Origin of the sequence: Candidatus Roseilinea sp. NK_OTU-006, assembly GCF_012931985.1 — a bacterium.
Lineage (GTDB): Bacteria > Chloroflexota > Anaerolineae > J036 > Brachytrichaceae > JAAFGM01.
This window is the reverse complement of the sequence record NZ_JAAFGM010000007.1, coordinates 122,422-144,807: the sequence shown is the minus strand read 5'-3', so window position 1 is coordinate 144,807 and position 22,386 is coordinate 122,422. Positions and strand designations below refer to the sequence as shown.

The following is a 22,386-nucleotide window of genomic DNA, read 5'->3' as shown; positions in this document are numbered from 1 at the left end:
CGTGGGCGGCCAACAGGTCGCCCACGCGCTGGGCATCCGCAACATCTTCGTCACCATGGGCGACCCGACGCGCATCGGCGATTATCCGCAAGCCAACGACCATCACGACGTCGTGCCCACGGGCCTGGTGCAGATGATCAAAGCGCAGTTCAACGTCGGCCTGGATGGGCTGGGCGCGTCTATCGGCAAGCCCTGCGCATTCTTCGTCGGCGTGGCCGCGAATCTCACCCCGACCGACTTTGAGAAGGAGGCCAAGCTGCTGCGCAAGAAGATCGAGTGCGGCGCGGACTTCGCGTTGACTCAGCCCGTGTTCGACGCGGAGATGGCGCGCCGGTTCATCGCCTACTATGAGCAGATGTTCGGCAAACTCACGCTGCCGATTTTGGCCGGCATCCTGCCGTTGGCGAGCGTGCGCCACGCCCAGTTCTTGCGCAACGAGGTGCCGGGCGTGATGATGCCGGAGGCGATCGTGCGGCGCCTGGAGGCAGCCGGCAACAAAACCCGCACCGAGGGCGCGATCATTGCCATGGAGATCCTGGCCGGCATCCGCGACCTGGTGCAGGGCGCATACTTCATTCCTGCCTTTGGCCGCTATGACATCGTGGCGAAGCTGATCCAACAGACAACCGGCCAACTCCAGCTCTCGTCGTCCTAAGCGTGGGCGAGCCGGGTTCCTCCGACGTCGCTCACAGAATCGCCGGCTTGGCCTACGTGGCCGGGGTGCTGACCCGGTCAAGCCGCTTCCCCGTTGACCAGCATTCGCGCCAGCGCGTTGTGCCGCTCCAACAGGCGCGGCAGGTCGAGCGTAGTGATCTGACCATTGCGGACGATCACCCGTCCGTTGATCACGCTGTAGGCCACGTTTGCGGAGGCGCAGAAGACCAGGGCGGCGACCGGATCGTGCAGCCCGCCGGCGAAGCCGATCTGCTGCAAGTCGAAGGCGACGAAGTCGGCGGCCATGCCCGGGGCGAGCGCGCCGATGTCGTCGCGGTTGAGCACACGCGCGCCGCCCAGCGTGGCGATCTCCAGCGCCTCACGCGCTGTCATCGCATCGGGGCCGAAGCCCACGCGCTGCAGCAGCATGGCCGTGCGCGCTTCGTTCAACAGGTGCGCCGCGTCGTTGGAGGCCGAACCGTCCACGCCCAGGCCGACCGGCACGCCCTGGGCGCGCATCTTGCGCACCGGCGCGATGCCCGACGCCAGGCGCATGTTAGAGCAAGGGCAATGCGCCACGCCGGTGCCGGTGCGACCGAACAGAGCGATGCCGTGATCATCGAGCCGGACGCAATGCGCATGCCAGACGTCGCTGCCGGTCCAGGCCAGGTCGTCGGCGTATTCCGCCGGCGTCATGCCGAAGCGCTCCCGGCTGTAGCGCACGTCATTGTCGTTCTCGGCCAGGTGTGTGTGTAGCGATACGCCATAGGCGCGCGCCAGCTTGGCCGACTCGCGCATCAAATCGCGGCTGACCGAGAACGGCGAGCATGGCGCGACGACGATACGCAGCATCGCGTAGCGCGCCGGGTCGTGATATGCCTCGATCAGGCGCTGAGTGTCTTTCAGGATGGCGTCTTCGTCCTCAACCACGCTGTCGGGCGGTAGGCCGCCTTTGCTCTCGCCCACGCTCATCGCGCCGCGGCTGGCGTGAAAGCGCATGCCTACCTCGCGCGCGGCTTCGATGCTGTCGTCCAGCCGGCAGCCGTTGGGGAAGATGTAGAGATGGTCGCTGGTGGTGGTGCAGCCGGAGAGCAACAGCTCGCTCATCGCCATCTGCGTTGAGACGCGGATCATCTCCGGCGTCAGGCGTGCCCAGATCGGGTAAAGTGCGCGCAACCACCCGAATAGCTCGGCGTTTTGGGCTGCCGGCACGGCGCGGGTCAGGCTCTGGTACATGTGGTGGTGCGTGTTAATCATGCCGGGCAGGACGATATGCCCGCGCAGGTCGAGCACCTCGTCGGCAGTCGCCGGGAGTTCGGCGGTTGGGCCGACCGCGACGATGCAGTTGTCCTCGACGTAGAGCCCGCCATCGGGGATTTCGCGCCGGTCGGCGTCCATCGTCACCAGCCAATCTGCATGCTTGATCAGGAGTGTGTGCGTCATCGGCAGGATGTTACTGTGAAGGGCCTCAAGTGGCAAAATCGGGTTTGTCTAAGTTTTGTATTTACTTTGTATCATCTTTGTGATAGACTAAGCCGAGCGGGGAGGACATCGTAGCACGGTGTAGCAACTGAGTTGGGAATGGATAAGCTGGGTTGATGAGTTTGAGATGTGTGTGGGTGAGTTTGGCAACATCGCAGCACATCGTCCCCCGCGCTTAGACGCGCGCCGTTCGGGATGCCTGACGTGAAGGGGTGAGGTGTTCGGAATGGCGCGCAGTCGTATCCGGCGCTCTGCTCGGCCGGGTGGCGGCAAACGACGGCGCGCAAATTCAGTGGCCTCGCGCTGCTTCGCCCTAACCTTTCCCGCCGGAGCGATCCAGGCGTCTAACCGCCCGGAAAGAAGGCGGGCGCATCGCCCGTCTCCAGAGGGACATCTGCCGGCACGAGCTGGCCGTTGCGGTCGCCGTCCGGTGTGACCGCCGAAGCGAGGATGCGGCTGTGGCTATGGCTGTAGGGATCAATGACGAAGGCGCGGTGATTGCTCTCTAGAGTTCACCGCGCCAATTGCGCGCCCCCTCGCATTGGCAGACTTTAACCTTCTTGCCGCTGTCGCAGAATGGGCAGATGTCGTTGCGGCCCAGCTTGCGCGAGGTTGCCGGCTTGGGCTTGCCGTTGCCGGCGCCGGCCGCTGCGCTGCCGCCGCTGGTCCTCAGCGCGCCTCGTTCGATGGCGCGGTCTATCGGCGAGCGCGCGCCGGCAGGCAACGCCGCCATCCGCTGCGGCTGAGGGTGTTGCTGGCGCTGCGGCCGGGGTGCCTGGACGTTGAACTGCACGTTGAAGATGCGGTGCGCGACCTGCTCGCGGATGCTGGCCAGCATCTCTTCATACATGCGGCTGGCCTCGGTGCGGAACTCCACCAGCGGGTTGCGCTGGGCAAAGGCGCGCAGGCCAATGCCCTCGCGTAGCTCGTCGAGATCGGTCAGGTGTTTTACCCAGTGTTGATCAACCGTCTGAATCAAGACGGCGCGATCGCGGAATAGCCGGACGCCGTCAAAGAAGCCTCGAGCGACAGCGGGTTGATGCTGCGCCGGAATCTCATTCAGGGGGAGCGGCTCGATGGCCGCGAACGCCTCCGGCGGGGCGTCGAAGTGCTTCTTGACCCAGCGGTGGATGCAGCGCATCATGGGATCGTGGCCCAGGCGCATTTGCTCCAGCGTGACGCCGGCCAGCGTCATCTGCGTCTGTAGGACTTTGGCGAACTCGCCCAAGCCGGCGTCGTAGCGCTGTTCGGCCTGGCCGACCAGGAAGTCCACGATCTCGTCGCGTGTGCCTTTGGCCCACTGGGCTGGGTCAAAGTCTTTGGGGAGCGGCACGATTGCGCGCGCCTGGTTGAGCAGCCCTTGAAGGTCCCAGTTCTCGGGCAAGTCGCCGACGGTATGTTCCTGGACGATCTCCTCCAGCTCCTCCGCGACCAGGTCCATGACGTTTTCTTTCAGGTCGTCCTTCTCCAGGATGGTGCGGCGCTGGCGGTAAATCACCTCGCGCTGGCGGTTGATCACGTCGTCGTATTGCACGACGTGCTTGCGGATGTCGAAGTTGTAGCCTTCGACCTTCTCCTGCGCTTGTTCGATGCTCTTGGAGAGGATGCCGTACTCCAACGGCACGTCCTCTTCTATCTTCAAGCGCTCCATCAAGCTCTTGACGCGCTCGCCGCCGAAGCGTCGCATCAGCTCATCGTCTAACGAGACGTAGAAGCGGGTGCTGCCGGGGTCGCCCTGGCGCGCACAGCGGCCGCGCAATTGGTTATCAATGCGGCGCGCTTCGTGACGTTCGGTGCCGATGACATGCAGGCCGCCGAGGGCGAGGACTTTCTTCTTGTCCTCTTCGGTCTCGCGCGTTGCTTCCGCCAGCGCGGCCTGCCATTCTTCCGGCGTGATCTGCGTCAGATCTTTGCCGGCCTTGCGCAGCCTCTCGCGGGCGATGCCCTCGGGATTGCCGCCGAGCAGGATGTCCACGCCGCGGCCGGCCATGTTGGTGGCGATGGTCACGGCGCCGCTGCGGCCGGCTTGCGCGATCACCGTCGCTTCTTTCTCGTGATGCTTGGCGTTGAGCACCTGGTGCGGGATGCCGCGCCGTTCGAGCATGCGGCTGAGGTGTTCGCTGGTCTCGATGGCGATCGTGCCGACCAGCACGGGCCGGCCGGTCTTGTGCGTCTCGGCGATCTCGTTCACCACGGCCTTGAATTTGGCTTCGGCATTCTTGAAGACCAGGTCAGGATAGTCCAGGCGTTTGTAGTACTTGCGGTTGGTCTTCGGATCAACGTAGACGGTGACGGGTGAGCCGTCCACGAACTTGTCCTGCTTCTCGATCAGCTTCTTCTGCATGGCCTGGTATTCGATGTGGGTGGGCAGCGGCACGACTTCGAGGTTGTAGATCTTGAAGAATTCTTCCGCCTCGGTCATGGCCGTGCCGGTCATACCGGCCAGCTTGTCGTACATCTTGAAGAAGTTCTGGAAGGTGATCGTGGCGTAGGTGAAGCTCTCGCGCTGGACCTTCACGCCTTCCTTCGCCTCAATGGCCTGGTGCAAGCCCTCGCTGAAGCGTCGGCCGTACATCAGGCGGCCGGTGAACTCGTCCACGATGATGATCTCACCTTTGTCGCTGACCACGTAGTCGCGGTCGCGCTCGTAGATCACGTGGGCGCGCAGGGCGTTGTCGAGATAGGGCGTCATCTCGGCATGCTCAGGGGAGTACAGGTTGTCTATGCCCAGCCACTTCTCGATCTTGCTGATGCCTTGCTCGGTGAGGGTGACGTTCTTGCTCTTGGCCTCGACGATGTAGTCGCCGTCGGGGTTTTTGAAGTCGTTGTGCTTGCTTGGCTCCAGCCGGCGCACCAACTCGGCGAAGCGCTTGTACAGCCCGGACGGTTCATCGGCCGGTCCACTGATGATGAGCGGGGTGCGCGCTTCGTCAATCAGCAGGTTGTCCACCTCGTCAATCACGGCGAAGTAGAGCAACGGTTGGCCGTCTTCATCCACCCGCTGGACACACTCGGCCAGGTCGGTGGTCATGTTGTCGCGCAGGTAGTCGAAGCCGAACTCGTTGTTGGTGCCGTAGGTGATGTCGCACTCGTAGGCCTGCTTGCGCTTGATCGGCCGCAGGTTGAGGAAGCGATCGTCGGTGGACGGGTAGGTCGGGTCGAACTCGTAGGTCGCGTCGTCGGGGCGGCCGTCGCCGGCGCTCTGGATGATGCCGGTGCGCAGGCCGAGGAAGTGATACACCTTGCCCATCCATTGGGCGTCGCGCTTGGCCAGGTAGTCGTTCTGGGTGACCAGGTGCACGCCCTTGCCGAGCAGGGCGTTGAGATAGAGCGGCAACGTGGCGACCAGCGTTTTGCCTTCGCCGGTGCGCATCTCGGCGATCTTGCCTTGGTGCAGCAATGCGCCGCCGACGAGCTGCACGTCGTAGTGGCGCATGTTGTTCACCCGCCGGCTGGCCTCGCGCACCACGGCGAATGCCTCCGGCATCAGGTCGTCGAGCGTCTCGCCATCGGCCAGGCGGGCCTTGAATTCGTCGGTCTTGGCGCGCAGCTCGGCGTCGGTCAGCTTCATCATCTCCGGCTCCAGCGCGTTGCAGCGCTCGACCATCGGGCCGAGGCGCGCCAAGGCCTTTTCACTGTCGCTGCCGATAAGTCTCGTCAGAAGGTTTTTGAACATGGTTGAGCCATCAGAATCGGACGCACCGAATTCTGCGAATGGGCGTGTACAGTCGCGATTATATTGTGTCGCCCGAAATTGCCCGCTTATTTCGGGCGCTTGGGCGGCACGCGATGGTCGCTTTGCCGTCGTCGTCCGCTGGTTGGGCCGGCGATGAGCCGCCGTTCCCCAGTTTGGGCTAAATGTTGATCCCGCGTTCGCGCAACATCGCCTGCACGATTTCGGCGTGCGCCGGCTGCACCAGCGCCAGCGGCTTTGCGCTGCCCTCGATGGGGGTCAGATAGGGGCCGACCTCGCGGTCGTCGAGCAAGTTGGCCAGCACGGTGTCGCTGGATAGCTCGAGCAACACCGTGTGTTGCAGCGTTGCATCGCCGAAGAAGCTGGCCCATGCGCGAATCTTCTCCTCTAACTCGACGGGGATCGGCCCGTCGTGCAATTCCGCCAGCGTGGCCAGCAATTGATCGAGCGACATACCGCTGCTCATCGCCGCGCGCACGCTGGCGGCGGTAATGCGTGCGCCGTTCTTACCCTCGTTGGCCGGCGCCAGTTCGGCGAATTGCGCCAGTTTGCCCAAGGCGTACACGCTCGGCGCGGCTTGGGTGAACATCACTTCGCCTGTGTCGCCGGCGCGCAACGCGTTCTCCGTGGCTTGATCGCCGGCGGGTTGCAACACCGGCGTCCATCCTGCCTCGCGCAGCGCAGCTACAACCTCGGCGGCGTCCCGCTCCTCGATCAGCCCGAAGCGCGCGCCGATGGCCCGTGGCTTGAACGGCGTCAGTGCGTCTGTCAGCGCTTGTTCGGCCTCGGCGTCTGCGAATTGCACCACACAGACGTTGCGGTGAAAGGTGATGCGCCGGTGCGCGGCCTCCCACTCTTCGAGCGAGCGGCGCACGTTGGCCGGGATCGGCCCCCCCTGATACGCTTCGAGGAAGGCGATGACGCGCGCGGCGTCCCATCCGCTTTGCTGGCCGCGATACAGCGATTCGCGCGTCAGGTGATAGGCGATGACGCGCTCGCCGCCCTGCGACTCGGCGAAGTGGTCGAGGTCGCTCAGCGCGACGTCGCTGATCGGCTCCAGCGCCAGCACGGTGAAGTTCGGTTGCACGATGAGCTTGCCGCCGCGCTCGACGAAGGTCGGCGGATCGCCGCCGCCGATCAGCCATGCGCCCGCCGGTGTGAGGCGGAAAGCCACCGGCGCGACGTTTTCACCGCCGGCCTGCCGAGCGTTGCTCGGGTATCCCAGCTCGACTAGGCCCATCCACCACAGCGGGCCGGTCAACACGTTCACGATGAATCCGCCCTCGACCCGATCCCAACCGTTGGCCTCGTTCTTGACGGCGCCGAAGGTCAACCCATACGGATTGTTTGCCCGATGGTAAGGCGAGACGTACAAACTGCGCTGGCTGTGGCCGTGATGCCGACGCTCGAACAAGAAGGCGTAGTGGTTGCGCTTGACGTAGGCGACCAGTTCGGCCAGCGTCAACCAGTCGCCAGATGGCCGATTGACTTGCGCCAAACGGCCGATCGCCCGCAACAGGGTGAGGCGCGCTTTGCCGAGCGCGGCCGACGCCTCTCGGCTGGCATGTCCGCTGCTGACTTGCAGGGGCAATCGCAGCAGCTCGTTCCATGCGTCGCTGTCGCGCCAGGTTTCAAACGTCCACTTCACCCGCTGGCTCATCGGCATGCCGAGCAACCGGCCGTTTGGATTCACAGTGATGAGGCGGCCTTGATTCGCCTCGCTCAGCTCGTTCATCGCCCGCAGCAGTCGGCGCATGAACCACATTCGCCCGTGGTCGCGTTCGTTGGCCGGCGCCTCCGCTATATTCAGCGCTGTGGCCAGCGCCTTGAGGCAGGTCTTATAGATCCAGCCCTGCTGCGTCAGCGGGATGCCGTTGGCCTTGCGCACATGGCGCAAATAGCGGCCCAGGTCGCGTTGGAAGTCGCCGGCGCTGGCGCTGAGCACGGTGAATGAGGAGCTGCGCATGGCGCTTCCCGAATGCTCGTGCTCGATTCTGGACTCCTCCCGGTGCATGCTTACTTCACCCTCGGTGTGTAGCCTTTCTTGAGCAGCTCCCCGATCAATCTGTCTAGTCCTTCCGCGTTGAGGACGAAGGTGCGCGGCGACAGTTGATAGACCACGTACTGCATCAGGCTGGTGCTGGCGGCCAGCTCTCTGGCGGCGAAGTCGTCGGCCAGCTCCAGCACGGTGAGCGATTGATACACGCGCACGCGTCCGTGCCGTTGCGCAATCCGCTTAAATTCGTTGCTGACCGTTCGGCTGAGCGGTGCCCTGGCGCGCTTGAACTGCGCTGCGACATCCGCGAACGACAACCCCTCCGACAGCGCACGCTCGATGCTGGCTGCGGTGAATGTGTAAGTGAACGGCGCGCTGCCGTGTTCGGTGCAGCGACGCACCACGCCGACCAGCGCAGCGCGATCCGGCGCCGGCGGCAGCCGCAGGGTGTACTCGTCCAGCCACTCGATCGGCTCGATCGGTCGTGACGTGCGGGCGACGCTGATCGGTGGCGGCTCCTCTCGCCCTTCGATGAACCATTCGCCCAGCGGCGTGATCTTAAAAGCGTCCAGCCGGCCGGCCGGTGTCGGGCGCGCCTCGACTGCGCCGAACCAGGCAAGTGAATCTCGGATGATGTGTTCCAGGATGGCTCCGAGGGTGAGGCGCCATTCGTCCAAGACTTTCAAATTCACGCGGGTGCCTTTGGCGGCGTAAGCAAACCACCAACTCGCCTTCGTGGCAAACGTCCAGGTGCATTCCGGATGAAAATCGAAAAGCTGCTCCTGCAGGGTGTCCCAGCGGATCCACCGGTCGAGCGGCAGGCTGCGCAGCACACGCACCATGTAGCGCCGCAGCGCACACCACTCGGCGGCCAGCAGGTTGGGGGTGAGGGCGCGCGCGCCGATTGCGCGCATGACGCGGAAGCTCGGCTCGGGCTTCGGGTCGCCGATGGCGCTGCGCACCTCCAGACCGTCCATGATTTGCTCGCTCCAGGCCGTCCAGGCGCGCCGAAGTTGTTGCTGATCGTCCATGCTCAACCACGCTTCAAGCGCCTCGTTGCGCACGCGCACGCGCCCGGCGCCGTCCGTCGCTTGCGGCGCCGGCGCGTCGGGATCGGTCGCCTCGATGAGTTGCAAAGCGCACGCAATGGCGAACAGGAACTCGATCTGCGGCGCGGGCAGGCCCGTTTGATTCTCCAACGTGGTCAGCGATTCTGCCGCTAGGGGGCTGAGCATCGGCACGCTGATGCCGGTGTGTGGGTCTGGCGCCCAGTTTGGCCGAGAGCGCAGCACGCGCTCGGCTTCGTCGGCGTTGTGTTCCCAGCCGCGCAGCCAGCTCAAGCGTGCGGCTTGCTGATGTGGCGGCAGCCGCGCGCGCAGGGCGGCGCCGCTGCGCGCGATGGCGTCCAGGAACGCTTGGAAGTGCTCCAGAAAGTTGGCGGTGGGTGATGAAGGCCCTGCGACCTCGCGCGTCGTCGCCTCGGCTGATGCAGGCCAGCGCATCACGGGCGCCCGGCGCATGGGCAGCCACTGGTAGTATGAATCATGGGCGCTGGTCGGGAAGGGCGCGCGTGTGGGAAAGAGCAGGGCGCGCCGGCGCAGCGACTCGAGCATCTCGGTCAACTGGCGGTTGGCATAGGGCCAGGAGGAGCGGCTCGGGTGCTTGGCCGACTGCGTCCATAGGTCGGCGATCGCGCTGTACGCAACCGGCACCTCGGGGTCGCGCGCGGTGAGCAGCCGACGGGCGAAGTGTTGTTGTGCGTCGCTCAGGCCTTCCAACAATGCATCCGGCGATTCGGCGACGCGGGCGATGCGCTCGTTGAGCGCTGTGACTACTTGTTCGACCAACCCTGCGCGCGAGTGGTCCTTTGGCGTCGCGCCTAGCCAGCGCGCCAGTTCGCGCAACTGGGCGCCGCTGAACTCGGCTTCGATCACCGGCGCGAGTGAAAGCGCGTTGCTGCGAAAGGGCGTGGCGACGGGCCACGTCCTCGCTGGTGTCATCACGTGAGTCGCCGGTGGAGCCTTTCCCATTGCGATTAATCCGAAGCCGTGCCGCGCGGCTGGAGCGCGCCGTTGGCGCGCCGAGGGGGCGCTGCGTTCATGGCCATCAGCGCCGGCGTGAAGCCGGGCACCTCTTCTTCGTAGAGGATGTCATAGTGGTAGCCCTGCTCGGTGAGGAAGAGCTGGCGCTTGGCGGCGTATTCCTGGTCGAGCGTATCGCGCGTGACGATGGTGTAAAAGTGCGCCAGCAAGCCGTTCTGCTTTGGCCGTAGCACGCGCCCCAGGCGCTGGGCCTCTTCTTGTCGGCTGCCGAACATGCCGCTCACCTGGATCAGCACGTTTGCATCGGGCAGGTCAATCGAGAAATTGCCGACCTTCGATAGCACCAGCCGACGGATCTGCCCCTCGCGGAACTGCTGAAAGAGCTTCTCGCGCTGGCGCACCGGTGTATCTCCGGTGATCAGCGGCGCATCGAGTCGCTGGGCGATTTGCTCCAACTGCGGGATGTACTGGCCGATGATCAGCACGTCATCATCTTTGTGCTTAGCCATCAGCATCGAGACGATCTGTAGCTTACGCGGGTTGGCTGCGGCGAAGTGATATTTCTGATCGTGTCCGGTGACGGCGTATTCCATGCGATCTTCGTCGGCCAGTGAGACGCGGATTTCGTGGCATTCGGCGGTGGCGATCCAGCCCTGGCGCTCCAGGTCCTTCCACGGCACGTCGTACTTCTTTGGCCCCACCAGCGAGAACACATCGCCTTCCATGCCGTCCTCGCGCACCAGCGTAGCCGTCAAGCCCAGCCGGCGACGCGCCTGAATCTCCGCGGTGATGCGGAAGACCGGCGCCGGCAACAGATGCACCTCGTCGTAGATGATCAGCCCCCAGTCCATGCTGTTGAACAGCGCCATGTGCGGATATTCGCTGATCCTGGGCAACCTGCGCTTTTTGGGAGCCATAGATTCGAAGTGCGGGTCCGGCGCAGCGCCGCCGTCTTTATCTGTTCCCCATCCCCGGTCTTTAAGTGCTGCCCCCTTGCGCGGGTGGTAGGTCAACACTTGATAAGTGCAGATCGTCACCGGCCGTATCTCCTTCTTCAGGCCGCTGTATTCCCCGATCTGATCTTCGGTGAGCGTGGTCTTATCGAGGATCTCGCGCATCCACTGGCGGACGGCGATGGTGTTGGGTGTGAGGATGAGGGTGGCGCACTGCGCCTTGTGCATGGCCGCGATGCCGACGATGGTCTTTCCGGCGCCGCAGGGCAGCACCACCACGCCGCTGCCGCCGGCCGCGCTGCCCTGCGCCCAGTACACCTCGGCGGCGTCCGCTTGGTAGTGTCGCAGCGCAAATGGCTGGCCGGCAAGCGTCACCGGACGCAGGTCGAAGTGCAGCGGCGCGCCGCTCACGTAGCCGGCCAAGTCTTCGGCCGGATAGCCGATCTGCAACAAGACGCGTTTGACGTGACCGCGTTGCGCCGGGTCTATCTCAAAGGTTGACGGGCTCAGGCGGCTTTTCACCAGCGGCGCGAACGATCGGTGGCGCGCCAGTTCTTCGCCCAGCGCTGCGTCGTCGGCGATGACCAGCATGTGCCCATCTTCGAGCGTGAGCTTGATCCGTCCGTAACGGCCGACGGCATCGCGGATGTCTACCTTGATGTTCTCCGGCAGCGGATATTTTGAGTATTTCTCCAGGTCGGCCAGGATCACATCGGCGGTCAGGCCGGCGGCAGCCGCGTTCCAGAGCGACAGCGACGAGATGCGGTAGGTGTGCACGTATTCCGGGCTCTTCTCAAGCTCGGCGAAGCGCGCCAGCGCGTCGCGCGCCTCGGTGTAGTATGGGTTGTCCACCTCCAGCAGTACCGAGCGGTCGCTTTGTACGATGAGCGGATTCTCCGGCTTGTAGCTGTACATCGAATCACCGATTAGAACACAATCAGCGGCGGAAATCCAGCGCCATCCGCAAGACGTCTTCAGCGTTCATATTTTGTCATTGCATGCTGTTGTTAGACCGCCTAATACAGCGCCTTCGAATCGGATCTCGCCGGCCAACTCCCTCAGTCGGTTGACGATGCTTATGAGTCGGCGTCGCTTCTTTAGCCAGGGGCCTACGTCCGACATCCGCTCCTGCCCGCTGGCTTCCTGGGCCCGCATCTCTGCTACCGCGCTGTTACAATCATCGCAGGCTGAAATGATGTACGGGGGGGGGGCAGGCGCAGGTGCGGAAGGCGGTTGCCGTCCTTCAGCATGGGCGCTTGGCCTTGCGCGCTTTCTTGCGACCGGAGGTATATCGCTTGCGGAAGGGGGAGCGGGCATGAAGCCACGGCGGCCATCATTTGGGATGCGATCATCAGGAATTGATCCGGCCTATCCCTCTATGGCCTTCACCCAACTGCGTAGTCCTAACCTCACCTACCTCCGCGTGCTTCTTGTACATCGCCTGCGGCGAGCCGACCTTGAGCGTAGCAGAGTGGAGCCGAAGCCGTTAGCCGATGCGCGTGCTGGGGGGCGTCCTCGAAATGCTCAATAGGTTAACCGTTGCTCAAGTAAGCGCGGCAATATCGCTCTTTTTCAACGGGAATCTCGCGGGGTAGTTTGTGATGACCAGTTCTGTGATTTTCCCCCGTTTCGCCCCATTGCAGTTGATAGCCCGATTTGCTAAAACCTCATCAATAGCAAAGAAGGATGTGGCATACAAAGAGCGAATGATGGGGGTATCAGAATTAGAAAGCATGAGGTAAACGTGTTTCTTGCTCAACTCAATACAAATGTCCCGCAGTTTTTCCTGCTCTCGTAAACCAAAGCCATTGGCATAATAGGATGTAAAGTTTGACGTTCGCGAGATCGGAACATAAGGCGGATCAAAATATACCCAATCGCCTGGCTTGGCTCTAGCTGAAACTGTATCAAATGGCACACATAAGATTTCAACGTTTTGCAGAGCGTGAGACACTGCTAAAAGATTGTCTTTGTCTAGATATTTAGGCGCTTTATACCGTCCAAATGGGACATTAAACTTCCCCTGCCGGTTGACTCTATATAGACCATTGTAGCCTGTCTTATTCAAGTAAATCATGCGCGCCGCTCGTTCAGCAAGACCCATTGACCAGGGATCCTTCTCACGAATCTCGTAATAAAATTTTTCATTGTGGGGAAATTCAGAGAGTATTTGAATGATATCCCAAACATGATCACGAACAGCCAAATAAGTGTCGATCAGTTCGACATTAATATCAGAAAGAATTGCTCGCTTGATTTTGTGTTCCCGGTATAAGCGAAAGAAAAGAGCGCCGCTCCCGACAAAGGGTTCGTGATAAGTGTAGAAATGAACCGGCATACGCTCCAATAGGGCGTCTGTCAACTGCGTCTTGCCCCCAGCCCACTTCAAGAAAGGTCGCGGAAGGTGTAAATCGCTCATATCACAATCCAAAATACAGGCTTAGCCAATCCTTTAGATCGCTGAACCAAACTACTTTCCCTGTGGACATCAGGTATCCTTGCATGTTCTTTGAAAATCCTTTGCCATCGATGACAACGATGCCTTCAATAGGCCAATGTTCCATATCTTGGATAGTAGCCGGAATCTTTTCTTCCGCAGTGCCCGGCGTAGCCTGAAATTTGCATTCCACTCCCAACCTTTTCCCACTTTTTTCATCGGTGATCACTACGTCAATGTATCGTCGTTGTCCCCATAGCCTTCTTCCTGCCTTGACTTCCGTTTGTGCCTTCAAACCAAGGGTCTCCGCCAAAGCAACCACTCGTTCCTTCAATTCATCACCGCTTCTAGGGGCTGTTTCTTTTCCTGGCATAGGACATGCTCCTCACACATTGTACCGCCCAGACGCTTCCCCATCGCCACCTAACGGCCTGCGCTTCACCTGCGCAGCGGAGCGGGCCGGCTGGAAGCGGGGTTAGGCTGTTTCCTCCCAACCTCCATCTGCTTGACGCGCTCCCCGGGGCGCGCACATCGCGCCAGACACTCATCCGCGCCGCCACGATCTCGAATGGCTTCAGCAGCGTCACGAGCCCCCTGCCGACACGCCTAACCCCACAATCGCCCGCATCGCTACGACAAGTGCTCGCTGCGCTGCCGGCGCGTCACCCCTTCCGGGTAAACCTGAAAGGTGCGCGTGCATCCCGTGCAGAAGGAGCGACGCGCCGTGACCGTGCGACGCCCCTGCGTAACGATGACCGTCTTCTTGAGGGCGCCCCAGCCTTGTAGGGCAGTGAAGGCGCACCGTGGACCTGCCGACGGACGTTGCGTTGGCGTTTACCCAACTGCGGGAAAGCGAAGGATCACGGTGCGCATCGTTCTTCACCTGTCTTGCGGTTGTGTCCTTATAATTTCTAGAGACAGTACCCGCGAGACGCAAGGCGTATCAATCACGGCGATGTACGTGTGGGTGAACGGCTTCGTCCTTGAGGAGATCGTGAACACCTGGTGCAAGGACTTCATCCGGCTGCCGCCCACGCCAACCGCCGAAAGCCACGCCCACCCACGAGGCGTGTCGGCATTCTCAACGCCGATCCAGAAGGCGCAGCGCACAAGCGCAGGCTAGCGAAAGCCGGCTTGAGAATAAAACAGAGGCAGCGCAGTTGACACAAGTGTCAACTGCGCTGCCTCCGTTGTGGAGAAAAGGTTGAACGATGAGCAGCGCCTAGCGTAAGACGAAGGTCGAGTACAGCCCCATCAGAACGAAGAACCCAAACCACGCGCCGAGCATCCCCGTCGCGACCTTTCCCAGGCGCTCGACGCGCAGCGACACTGTGCCCTCTTGGCTAGCGTTGGCTTGATACAACACCAGGATGAGATAGAGCACCACCATCACGCCGACAATCGTGGTCACGCCAAAGACCAGGATGGAGCCCCAATCAAAGTGATAGGGATAGTCGGCGAGGGTATAACCATAGCGAGCCAATGACGCTACGCGCACTGCTTCCCGCACAATGGCCACGCCGAACACGGCCAGCAACCACACCCCGAGCGACAGCGGCGCTCTAATCGCTGGCTGCTTAAGCCGGAGGAAGTAGATCGTCAAAGCGATGCCGATGGCTACGAGCGGCACAGCGATCAGCGTCGTCGCGCCAAACTCCGGGCCCTCCGTCACCGCCCACGCCAGGCCGGTTAACCCATACAACGGGCTAACGACAAGCGCCATCGTGCGCCCCAGCGCCGCCAACCAGTGCAAAAAGCTTGTATCGTCGCCGCGCTTGCGCAAATACCACGAGGCAAACATCATCACTACGGCCAGGCTCAGCACGGCCTGCAATGGCAACAGGAATACCAACCGTGGAATGTTGTACGCGTGAAAGGTGACGCCACGGGTGTCAATGACGCCGCTGGGCATGTACCACTGCTTCCACTGCTCGGGGCGAATGGAGACCGCATGCAGCACGTGCATCACCCAGCCTGCCAAAAAGAGCAAGATCAGCGAGAGGATGGCTGTGAACAGCAACCGACCATCGCGGCTGCCCTTCAGGTAAAAGACGTAGGCCAAGCTATAGCCGCCCATCACCACAAAGATGAAGAGCGCCGACCAAAAGCCGGTAAGCGTGTTTGCGGCGTACCACAACGGATCGTAGATGGTTTGCACAAAGAGCAAGGGAGCGATGCCGGTCACGATTCCTAACCCCAGCGCATTGGGCGTGAGGCGAGCAGCCAGCCGGCCTGCCTGGAGCCAGAGTCCCGCGCCCTTCTTAGCGGTGAACGCAAAGATGCTGAGGGCACTCGTGCCGAGGGCCGTGGTGACGAAGAAAATGTGCAACACCCATGTCACCACCAGCAACACCTGGAGCGCGGGAGGGTAGAAGGGCGCCCCCAACGGATCGCGCATGAGTTTGAGCATTTCACCAACAGTCATGACTGTTCACCTCGCTTGTGATTGCATCTTGGCTAGTTCAGCCGTCTCAGGATAGGTGTGATGCAGGAAGGCCTCCAGGTAGCGCGCTAGTGCACGACGCTCCGCATCGCTACCGACGAAGGGATGCATGTAGGGGAACCCCCCAATGGCTTTGAGATAGGTGTCAATTTGATCTGCCGTGACAAGGTTGCGACGTTTCAACAGAAAGGCCTGTGAGCGCAAATCCAACCTCACGCCGGCGATGGTGAGAGCGGTTTGATCGCTGACGCTATGACACGAACCACATTGTTGGATGGCCAACGCTCGCCCCATGCTCACCTCCGGATCGCCAATCCCAAAAGTCATATCGCCGGATGTGCTGGCGATCGCATCGGGCGCAGGCACAAACGGCAAATGCCCCAACATCCCCGTTTGTGCCAGCGCCCGCTCCTCACTCACGATGCCGCGCGCTGGCAGATCGTTGAACAGCAATTGGTTGGATGACATGTAGCCAAAGATGATGTCCGGCTTACGCAACACCTCGCGCGTGCGCTCTGCGCCGAAGATCGCCAGAAACATGATCGCCAGCGCGCCCAATGCCATGAACTGCCGTTGTCGCCCCGGCGCAATCAGCGCGAACAGCAGGCCGATGAACGTGGCAAGCAATCCGAAGTAGATCATCGGAAAAGTCGGCTGCGGAATTGCGGGGGAAGGCAGAATCGCCTTGGCGCGCAACGGCAACGCCGGTTCGTACCACACCAACCATACGAGCACGCCGACGATCAAGCCAACCAGGCCGAACGCGGATGCCTTGCGAATGATGCGCTCTCGATCAAAGTAGCCCTTGGGCAAACCGGCCGCCACAAACACCGACCAGGCCGCGGTAATGGCGAACATGAACGCAAAGCGCAAGAACACCTGCGGCCAAAAAGTAGGATTGAAGAACCCGTTTAGGCTATTGCCCGTCTCCAACCACAGGCCTGGCGTAAGCTTGAACGACAGGATGCCCACGATGATGCTCAACGTGCCCGTGCCCCCGAGCGCCAAAATCCATGCCAGGCGCAGGTGGGTTTGCCTGCTCACTCGATCAAAAGTGTAGTAGTAGGCGATGATGCCGATGACATCGATGAGGAACATGTACCACTCCGATCCCCAAAACAACACAAAGTTGTGGATCAGCGTGGAGATGCCCCGTGGATTGGCCGAAGTCGTGGTTTGCCAGATGCCAACGCCGGCTAGAGCGCCGAAGACGTAGGCGAACACCAACAAACCTAATGCACTGCGCTTCAGATAAGCGTACAGCTCCTCGCGGCGCTCCTTTACGGCGCGGCGCTCCAAATACAGGTTGAACCATGCCGCGGCCACCGTCAAATGGGAGACCAGAACGTGAAAGGCTGATACAACTGCTAGATAGAGCGTGGAGTGAATCCCCAAACCTTCCCAAAAGGGATACATAGTCACCTCCTTAAGTTCCTGATCAGGAACTTAAGGAAGCAGACGCGCTTGATCTTTGCGCAAGCGCAAGTAGCAGCAGAAATCATGACAAACGTCACATGAGAGGCCGATATTCTTCATCCGGTCACGTTGGTTGGCACGACCCTCAGGGAAGCGCAGCGGATTCGGAATAAGCAAGGCGCCTCAACGCCTGGAGGTCACGGATCACCACCATGCCCCGCTTCAGCGCAACGATGCGATGCCGCTCCCACTCCCTCAATAACCGAGACACGGTGAAGATCGTGGTCACGGCCATCGCCGCCAATGTCTCGCGCGATTCACGAATGACGATGCTCCCATCGCGTTGGACAGGCTGAGCGCGCGCCAGGCGAGTCAACACCTCGGCCAACCGATGATCTACCGTCTCGAAGGCCAGGCGCAAATAGGCCTGCTGCAGCGCAGTGTAGCGCTCCAGCGCTATGTGCAGCGCATTGTGCAAGATCAACGGATGCGACCGGCTGAGTTGCTGGATCGCCGTCCCGGACCAAGCCAGCGCGGTGGCCGGCTGGGCTACGCGCGCTGTGGCGGAATAGACCCCGGCGCCCAGCAGCGCCGTGAGGCCCAGCACCTGCCCAGGCTCAATGACGCGCAGCACAGTCTCATGACCGTTTGGAGTAAGCTGAGAGAGATTCGCCCGCCCGCTGAGCAGCACGAAGCACGCTTCCGCTGGCTCGCCTTGTTGGAAGAGCACATGGCCTTCGGGAAGAAGCTTCGGCGGTGACGCCGCCGCCATCACGTGCTCCATCGCCTCAGGGGACAGGCCCTGAAACAAATCTGTCTGGAGAAGTGTTTGCCACATCGAAAAAACACACCGTTGGGCATGCCGAGCACCCATCCCCCACGAACAACCGCGATGACTGAATGGACAGCTTCGCTCTGCCTGCAAACTTTGGCCGAAGAGGCCGTCCAGACGCGCCTGAGAGACCTGATCAGCCCGCGCCTGGCGTTGCATGGCACCGCCACGCCGAATAGGCAGGATACCGCCGTTCGCACCGCAAATATCGGACGCGCGGATCAACCCATCGCGGCGATGCTGGATTGGACAAACCGGCCTCTCGCTTTCAAACTTGCCTACGATGCAGCGCGTGTTAAGACCTGGATTGTGGGCCCAACCGACAGCCCTCATCACATCCCATCGGCGTTCGACCCTGCGACCGTGCCCGGCGCCGTTCGGCTCGACTGGGCGCGCACGCACGGATGGCTGCACGTCGAATATAACCCGACCTGAGCACCTGGACGGAAGACGCTTTCCGGCCTCTATCGCACGAAGGCTCGGTGGGGTGCCGTCGCCCGGTCAACGCTGATTCTTCGTGTGCCAGGGCATGGATGACCGATGTGAGGACCTAGCCTCGGCATCGCACTCGATCCCGACGAATTGGCAACGTATTCGAGCGTACGCCTGACGCAGTGAAGTTCGCCCTTCGGCGTTTCCAGACCGTCTCATCCACGATGGACCTTTGCCGCGCTTACGCAGCGCACGGCGCGGATGAGGGGCTTGTCGTCTTGGCCGATGAGCAGACCGCCGGCCGAGGACGAGCCGGCCGCGCCTGGTATTCGCCGCCCGGCCAGTCACTCTACCTCTCCATCCTGCTGCGGCCCGATCTGCACCCGCGCCAGATCGGCTGGCTGACCATGATCGGCGCGCTCGCCGTCTGTGAGATCGCCGAAGCGACCGCGAGCGCGCAGCCGGCCGATGCTCATTCGCGCACGTCCACCCTTTCCGCGCCGCTTAGACCGGGCTGGGATGCGCTTCAATTCAGGCTGAAGTGGCCCAACGACGTGCTGCTGAACGGCAGAAAGGTGGCCGGTGTGTTAGTGGAATCGTCTCTCATCGGCGATCGCCTCGAATATGCCGTGCTGGGCATAGGGTTGAATGTGAACACCCTCTTCGATGACGCGCCGGAGGAGGTTAGGCAGCGCGCCACCAGCCTGCGCGAGGCGCTAGGATATGCGGTGGATCGCGACGTCGTCCTCCAGAGGTTGTTGGCGGCGTTCGGTGCGCGCTATGCCATGCTGCCCACCTCGCCGCTGGCTGACTATGTGCGCCACCTTGATACGCTTGGTCGGCGCGTTCGGCTGCAAGTAGGCGATGAGGTTGTGGTGGGCGATGCCGCGCGTGTGGAAGACGACGGCGCGCTGGTGGTGATGACCGATAGCGGCGAACGCATCGTCACCTTCGGCGACCTCCTGGGCCTGTAGGCGTATTGCTTCATCGCCGGGCGCATTTATCTGCAGGCGCGACGTGGCTATGCGCCGGGTGTGGCCTGCGCCTATCCTCGATGATATGTTGCGCATGCCCCTCGCCAGAAGCGCACCCCTCATAGCCTCCCGCCTAGCCTGCTCAAGGTATACTTGCGCCCGTTTAAGCAACAGTTCGCCGATTGGCAGAATGAACCCCGGAGGATTAACGTAGATGACTCGGTCGGATTTGACCTCGACTTTCAACCTGGAAGAGCTCGCTGCGTCGCTCAAGGCGCAGATCGAGAACTTCACCCCGACGCTCCAAGCCGTGGACGTCGGCACGGTGAGGGAGGTGGGCGACGGCATTGCTCGGTGCACCGGCCTCACGAATGTGCAGTCGCAAGAGCTGGTGGAATTCACCAAGGACGGCACACTGGGACTGGCTTTCAACTTGGAGCCTGATGAGGTTGGCGTCATCATCCTCGGTGATTACACCCACATTGAAGAGGGGGACACCGTGCGCTCCACCGGCCGCGTCATCTCGGTGCCGGTGGGTGATGCGCTGATTGGTCGAGTGGTGGACCCGCTGGGCCGCCCGCTGGATGGCAAGGGCCCGATCAACACCAACAAGTTCCGTCCGCTGGAACGCATCGCACCGGGCGTGATCAAGCGTGCCAACGTGGATACGCCCCTGCAAACCGGCGTCAAGGCGATTGACGCGCTCATCCCGATCGGCCGTGGCCAGCGCGAGCTGATCATCGGCGATCGCAGCACCGGCAAGACGGCCGTCTGCATTGACACGATCATCAACCAGAAGGGCAAGGGCGTCGTCTGCATCTACGTCGCCATCGGCCAAAAGCTGGCGCAGGTGGCGCGCGTGGTCAGCACGCTGGAGCAATACGGCGCGATGGACTACACCATCGTCGTCGTCGCCTCGGCGGCCGACTCGGCCACGCTGCAATACATCGCGCCCTACGCCGGCTGCGCCATGGGCGAAGAGATCATGGAAAACGGCGTGACCATCGGCGGCCAGTTCATCAACGATGCGCTGTGCGTGTACGACGACCTGACCAAGCACGCCTACGCTTATCGCCAGGTGTCGCTGCTGTTGCGCCGCCCTCCGGCCCGCGAGGCTTATCCCGGCGACATTTTCTATTTGCACTCGCGCCTGTTGGAGCGTGCGGCGCGCCTGGCCTATCAATGGGTGATCCGCGAGGCCGATGACAGCGACGAGTGGGGCGACGGCCATAGCGCCAACGGCAAGATCTACGATGGCGCCATCGGCGAAGAGACGGCTAAGCACGACATGAAGGCGCTGGCTGCCGAGACCGGCAAGAAATACAAGCTGGTGAAGAATCCACGCACGGGCGGCTCACTCACCGCGCTCCCGATCATCGAGACGCAGCTCGGCGACGTGTCCGCTTATATCCCCACCAACGTGATCTCGATCACCGACGGCCAGCTCTTCCTGGAGACCGACTTGTTCAACGCGGGCATTCGCCCGGCCATCAACGTCGGCATCAGCGTCAGCCGGGTAGGGGGCGACGCGCAAACCCGCGCCATGAAGCAAGTGGCCAGCCGCCTCAAGCTCGACCTGGCGCAGTTCCGCGAGCTGCAAGCGTTCGCCACATTCGGCAGCGATGTGGACAAGACCACCCTGCAACTGCTGGAGCGCGGTCGGCGCATGACGGAACTGCTCAAGCAAAAGCAGTATGAGCCGCGTCCGCTGTGGGCGCAGGTGGTGGCGATCTTCGCCGGCACCAATGGCTACCTCGACAAGATCCCGGTCAACCGCATTCAGGACTGGGAACAACAGTTCATCAAGTACATCGAGATGAGCTATCCGGACCTGGTGAACGGCATCATGACGGAGAAGCGCATCAGCGACGAGAATATCGCCAAGCTGCGCAGCGCGATCGAGGCGTTCAACCGCACCTTTAGCTAGCGCTGAGTTCTTGGTTTTGAGTTGTGCATCCAACCAACTCAGAACTCAAAGCTCAAAACTCAAAACTTGAGCTATGGCCACAGCACGAGAAATCAAGCGACGCATTCGCAGCGTCAAGAACGTCCGCCAGATCACCAAAGCGTTGGAGAGTGTGGCGGCCGGCCGCGTGCGGCGCGCCCAGCAGATGGTTGAAGCTACGCGCCCGTATTCACAACGCGCGCGCGATTTGCTCGCCAGCGTCGCGTCGCTGGCCGGCGGCGAGACGAGGCATCCGCTGCTCACCCAGCGCGAACAGGTTAACAGCGCCGCCGTCATCTTGATCTCCGGCGACCGCGGCCTGGCCGGCGCGTTCAACAGCAACGTCTCCCGCGTCGCGTTCAACTTCGCGCGTGACTATGGCAAGCCGGTGCACTTCATCACCATCGGCAAGAAGGGCCGCGACTTCATCTACCGGCGCGGCGGCAAGATCGCTGCGGATTTCTCCGGCATGCCGGCGCGCCCGACCCTGTTGGACACCACGCCCGCGACGCGCGCTGCGATTGACGACTTCCTCAGCGGCACCGCTGACGAGGTGTATCTGATCTACACCGAGTTCATCAGCGCCACCCAGCAGAAGCCCGTCATCAAACGGCTTCTGCCCCTGACGCGCGAAGCAATCATGCCGGATCAAGCGCGCCGCGGGCCTCGTCCGGCCTATGAATTTGAGCCGGGGCCGTCGGAGATCCTGAACACGCTCCTCCCACGCCTCACCGAGATGCAGGTGTATCAGGCGGTGCTCGAATCGCTGGCCAGCTTTTACACCGCCCAGCGCATCGCCATGCGCAACGCCACGGACAACGCCTCGGACCTGATCGTGGCCTACACGCTCAGTTACAACAAGGCGCGCCAGGCCGGCATCACCAACGAACTGCTCGACATCGCCGGCGGCGCCGAGGCGCTGCGCCAGGCCATGGAGGAAGCCGCCAAGGCCCTAGGGATGCCTGCCGGCAGCGCTCTGTGAGCAGACCCGGAACGGATGATCCGGCCCGCCGTTGGCTCCGTTCAAAGGCAGTCATGCCGGCATGGGCCGCTGGCTCGCCGGGTTCGCCATGCCTGCAGCCTGCG

Annotated in this window: 16 protein-coding genes and 1 pseudogene; 7 read left to right on the top strand and 10 right to left on the bottom strand. The window is 62.1% G+C overall.

From position 1 onward, the window contains the following. A partial coding sequence (locus tag GXH28_RS06345) for a methylenetetrahydrofolate reductase (RefSeq protein ID WP_206156732.1) occupies positions 1 to 655 on the top strand: 655 nt, incomplete at its 5' end. Positions 656 to 732: 77 nt separating this feature from the next. Here GXH28_RS06345 and GXH28_RS06340 read toward each other — a convergent pair. The 5 genes from GXH28_RS06340 to GXH28_RS06320 all read right to left on the bottom strand — a co-directional run bounded on the left by GXH28_RS06340 (position 733) and on the right by GXH28_RS06320 (position 11,736). Beyond that, a complete protein-coding gene (locus GXH28_RS06340; protein WP_169238179.1) occupies positions 733 to 2,097 on the bottom strand; it encodes an 8-oxoguanine deaminase in 1,365 nt (454 codons plus the stop codon). Between the two features lie 544 nt (positions 2,098 to 2,641). Further along, positions 2,642 to 5,812 carry a preprotein translocase subunit SecA gene (gene secA, locus GXH28_RS06335; RefSeq protein WP_169238178.1) on the bottom strand — a complete coding sequence of 1,057 codons (3,171 nt, stop codon included), beginning with the start codon at positions 5,810 to 5,812 and terminating at the stop codon, positions 2,642 to 2,644. Between the two features lie 178 nt (positions 5,813 to 5,990). Beyond that, positions 5,991 to 7,796, bottom strand: a complete 1,806-nt coding sequence (locus GXH28_RS06330; protein WP_169238177.1) for a helicase-associated domain-containing protein — start codon at positions 7,794 to 7,796, stop codon at positions 5,991 to 5,993. 50 nt (positions 7,797 to 7,846) lie between these two features. Beyond that, positions 7,847 to 9,826: a helicase-associated domain-containing protein gene (locus tag GXH28_RS06325; RefSeq protein WP_206156730.1), complete on the bottom strand. Its 1,980-nt coding sequence runs from the start codon at positions 9,824 to 9,826 to the stop codon at positions 7,847 to 7,849. Positions 9,827 to 9,861: 35 nt separating this feature from the next. Next, positions 9,862 to 11,736: a helicase-associated domain-containing protein gene (locus GXH28_RS06320; protein WP_169238175.1), complete on the bottom strand. Its 1,875-nt coding sequence runs from the start codon at positions 11,734 to 11,736 to the stop codon at positions 9,862 to 9,864. A 281-nt stretch (positions 11,737 to 12,017) separates the two neighbouring features. Here GXH28_RS06320 and GXH28_RS16250 point away from each other — a divergent pair. Beyond that, positions 12,018 to 12,183, top strand: a pseudogene (locus tag GXH28_RS16250) (IS701 family transposase); the annotation flags it as partial. Between the two features lie 181 nt (positions 12,184 to 12,364). Here the strand turns inward: GXH28_RS16250 and GXH28_RS06315 are convergent. Both GXH28_RS06315 and GXH28_RS06310 read right to left on the bottom strand, forming a co-directional pair. Further along, positions 12,365 to 13,240 carry a DNA adenine methylase gene (locus GXH28_RS06315; protein WP_169238174.1) on the bottom strand — a complete coding sequence of 292 codons (876 nt, stop codon included), beginning with the start codon at positions 13,238 to 13,240 and terminating at the stop codon, positions 12,365 to 12,367. A gap of 1 nt (position 13,241) precedes the next feature. Continuing rightward, the gene (locus GXH28_RS06310) at positions 13,242 to 13,631 is read right to left on the bottom strand and encodes a PD-(D/E)XK nuclease superfamily protein (protein ID WP_169238173.1); all 390 of its coding nucleotides are present in this window, start codon (positions 13,629 to 13,631) and stop codon (positions 13,242 to 13,244) included. Positions 13,632 to 14,213: 582 nt separating this feature from the next. Between GXH28_RS06310 and GXH28_RS06305 the strand changes: the two genes are divergently transcribed. Beyond that, complete coding sequence (locus GXH28_RS06305; protein ID WP_169238172.1) at positions 14,214 to 14,381, top strand: hypothetical protein; 168 nt, start codon at positions 14,214 to 14,216, stop codon at positions 14,379 to 14,381. 99 nt (positions 14,382 to 14,480) lie between these two features. Here GXH28_RS06305 and GXH28_RS06300 read toward each other — a convergent pair whose 3' ends face one another. The 3 genes from GXH28_RS06300 to GXH28_RS06290 all read right to left on the bottom strand — a co-directional run bounded on the left by GXH28_RS06300 (position 14,481) and on the right by GXH28_RS06290 (position 17,955). Next, positions 14,481 to 15,683 (bottom strand): hypothetical protein, encoded by a 1,203-nt coding sequence (locus tag GXH28_RS06300; protein WP_169238171.1) that lies wholly within the window; start codon positions 15,681 to 15,683, stop codon positions 14,481 to 14,483. Positions 15,684 to 15,689: 6 nt separating this feature from the next. After that, positions 15,690 to 17,117 carry a cytochrome ubiquinol oxidase subunit I gene (locus GXH28_RS06295; RefSeq protein WP_169238170.1) on the bottom strand — a complete coding sequence of 476 codons (1,428 nt, stop codon included), beginning with the start codon at positions 17,115 to 17,117 and terminating at the stop codon, positions 15,690 to 15,692. Positions 17,118 to 17,262: 145 nt separating this feature from the next. Then, on the bottom strand, positions 17,263 to 17,955 hold the full coding sequence (locus GXH28_RS06290) for a Crp/Fnr family transcriptional regulator (protein WP_169238169.1): 693 nt from the start codon (positions 17,953 to 17,955) through the stop codon (positions 17,263 to 17,265). A 54-nt stretch (positions 17,956 to 18,009) separates the two neighbouring features. Between GXH28_RS06290 and GXH28_RS06285 the strand changes: the two genes are divergently transcribed. From GXH28_RS06285 to atpG, 4 genes are all read left to right on the top strand, one after another. Next, positions 18,010 to 18,384 carry a hypothetical protein gene (locus GXH28_RS06285; RefSeq protein WP_169238168.1) on the top strand — a complete coding sequence of 125 codons (375 nt, stop codon included), beginning with the start codon at positions 18,010 to 18,012 and terminating at the stop codon, positions 18,382 to 18,384. Between the two features lie 221 nt (positions 18,385 to 18,605). Beyond that, a complete protein-coding gene (locus GXH28_RS06280) occupies positions 18,606 to 19,355 on the top strand; it encodes a biotin--[acetyl-CoA-carboxylase] ligase (RefSeq protein ID WP_169238167.1) in 750 nt (249 codons plus the stop codon). Positions 19,356 to 19,569: 214 nt separating this feature from the next. Further along, positions 19,570 to 21,282, top strand: coding sequence for a F0F1 ATP synthase subunit alpha (atpA, locus tag GXH28_RS06275; protein WP_169238166.1), 1,713 nt, complete (start codon positions 19,570 to 19,572; stop codon positions 21,280 to 21,282). 73 nt (positions 21,283 to 21,355) lie between these two features. Beyond that, positions 21,356 to 22,282 carry an ATP synthase F1 subunit gamma gene (gene atpG, locus GXH28_RS06270; protein ID WP_169238165.1) on the top strand — a complete coding sequence of 309 codons (927 nt, stop codon included), beginning with the start codon at positions 21,356 to 21,358 and terminating at the stop codon, positions 22,280 to 22,282. The last annotated feature ends 104 nt before the right edge of the window (positions 22,283 to 22,386 follow it).

Excerpts from the sequence above, each read along its gene's own strand:
- GXH28_RS06340 (WP_169238179.1), bottom strand. The coding sequence starts at position 2,097 with ATGACGCACACACTCCTGATCAAGCATGCAGATTGGCTGGTGACGATG.
- secA (WP_169238178.1), bottom strand. The coding sequence starts at position 5,812 with ATGTTCAAAAACCTTCTGACGAGACTTATCGGCAGCGACAGTGAAAAG.
- GXH28_RS06330 (WP_169238177.1), bottom strand. The coding sequence starts at position 7,796 with ATGCGCAGCTCCTCATTCACCGTGCTCAGCGCCAGCGCCGGCGACTTC.
- GXH28_RS06325 (WP_206156730.1), bottom strand. The coding sequence starts at position 9,826 with ATGACACCAGCGAGGACGTGGCCCGTCGCCACGCCCTTTCGCAGCAAC.
- GXH28_RS06320 (WP_169238175.1), bottom strand. The coding sequence starts at position 11,736 with ATGTACAGCTACAAGCCGGAGAATCCGCTCATCGTACAAAGCGACCGC.
- GXH28_RS06315 (WP_169238174.1), bottom strand. The coding sequence starts at position 13,240 with ATGAGCGATTTACACCTTCCGCGACCTTTCTTGAAGTGGGCTGGGGGC.
- GXH28_RS06310 (WP_169238173.1), bottom strand. The coding sequence starts at position 13,631 with ATGCCAGGAAAAGAAACAGCCCCTAGAAGCGGTGATGAATTGAAGGAA.
- GXH28_RS06305 (WP_169238172.1), top strand. The coding sequence starts at position 14,214 with ATGTACGTGTGGGTGAACGGCTTCGTCCTTGAGGAGATCGTGAACACC.
- GXH28_RS06300 (WP_169238171.1), bottom strand. The coding sequence starts at position 15,683 with ATGACTGTTGGTGAAATGCTCAAACTCATGCGCGATCCGTTGGGGGCG.
- GXH28_RS06295 (WP_169238170.1), bottom strand. The coding sequence starts at position 17,117 with ATGTATCCCTTTTGGGAAGGTTTGGGGATTCACTCCACGCTCTATCTA.
- GXH28_RS06290 (WP_169238169.1), bottom strand. The coding sequence starts at position 17,955 with ATGTGGCAAACACTTCTCCAGACAGATTTGTTTCAGGGCCTGTCCCCT.
- GXH28_RS06285 (WP_169238168.1), top strand. The coding sequence starts at position 18,010 with ATGACTGAATGGACAGCTTCGCTCTGCCTGCAAACTTTGGCCGAAGAG.
- GXH28_RS06280 (WP_169238167.1), top strand. The coding sequence starts at position 18,606 with ATGGACCTTTGCCGCGCTTACGCAGCGCACGGCGCGGATGAGGGGCTT.
- atpA (WP_169238166.1), top strand. The coding sequence starts at position 19,570 with ATGACTCGGTCGGATTTGACCTCGACTTTCAACCTGGAAGAGCTCGCT.
- atpG (WP_169238165.1), top strand. The coding sequence starts at position 21,356 with ATGGCCACAGCACGAGAAATCAAGCGACGCATTCGCAGCGTCAAGAAC.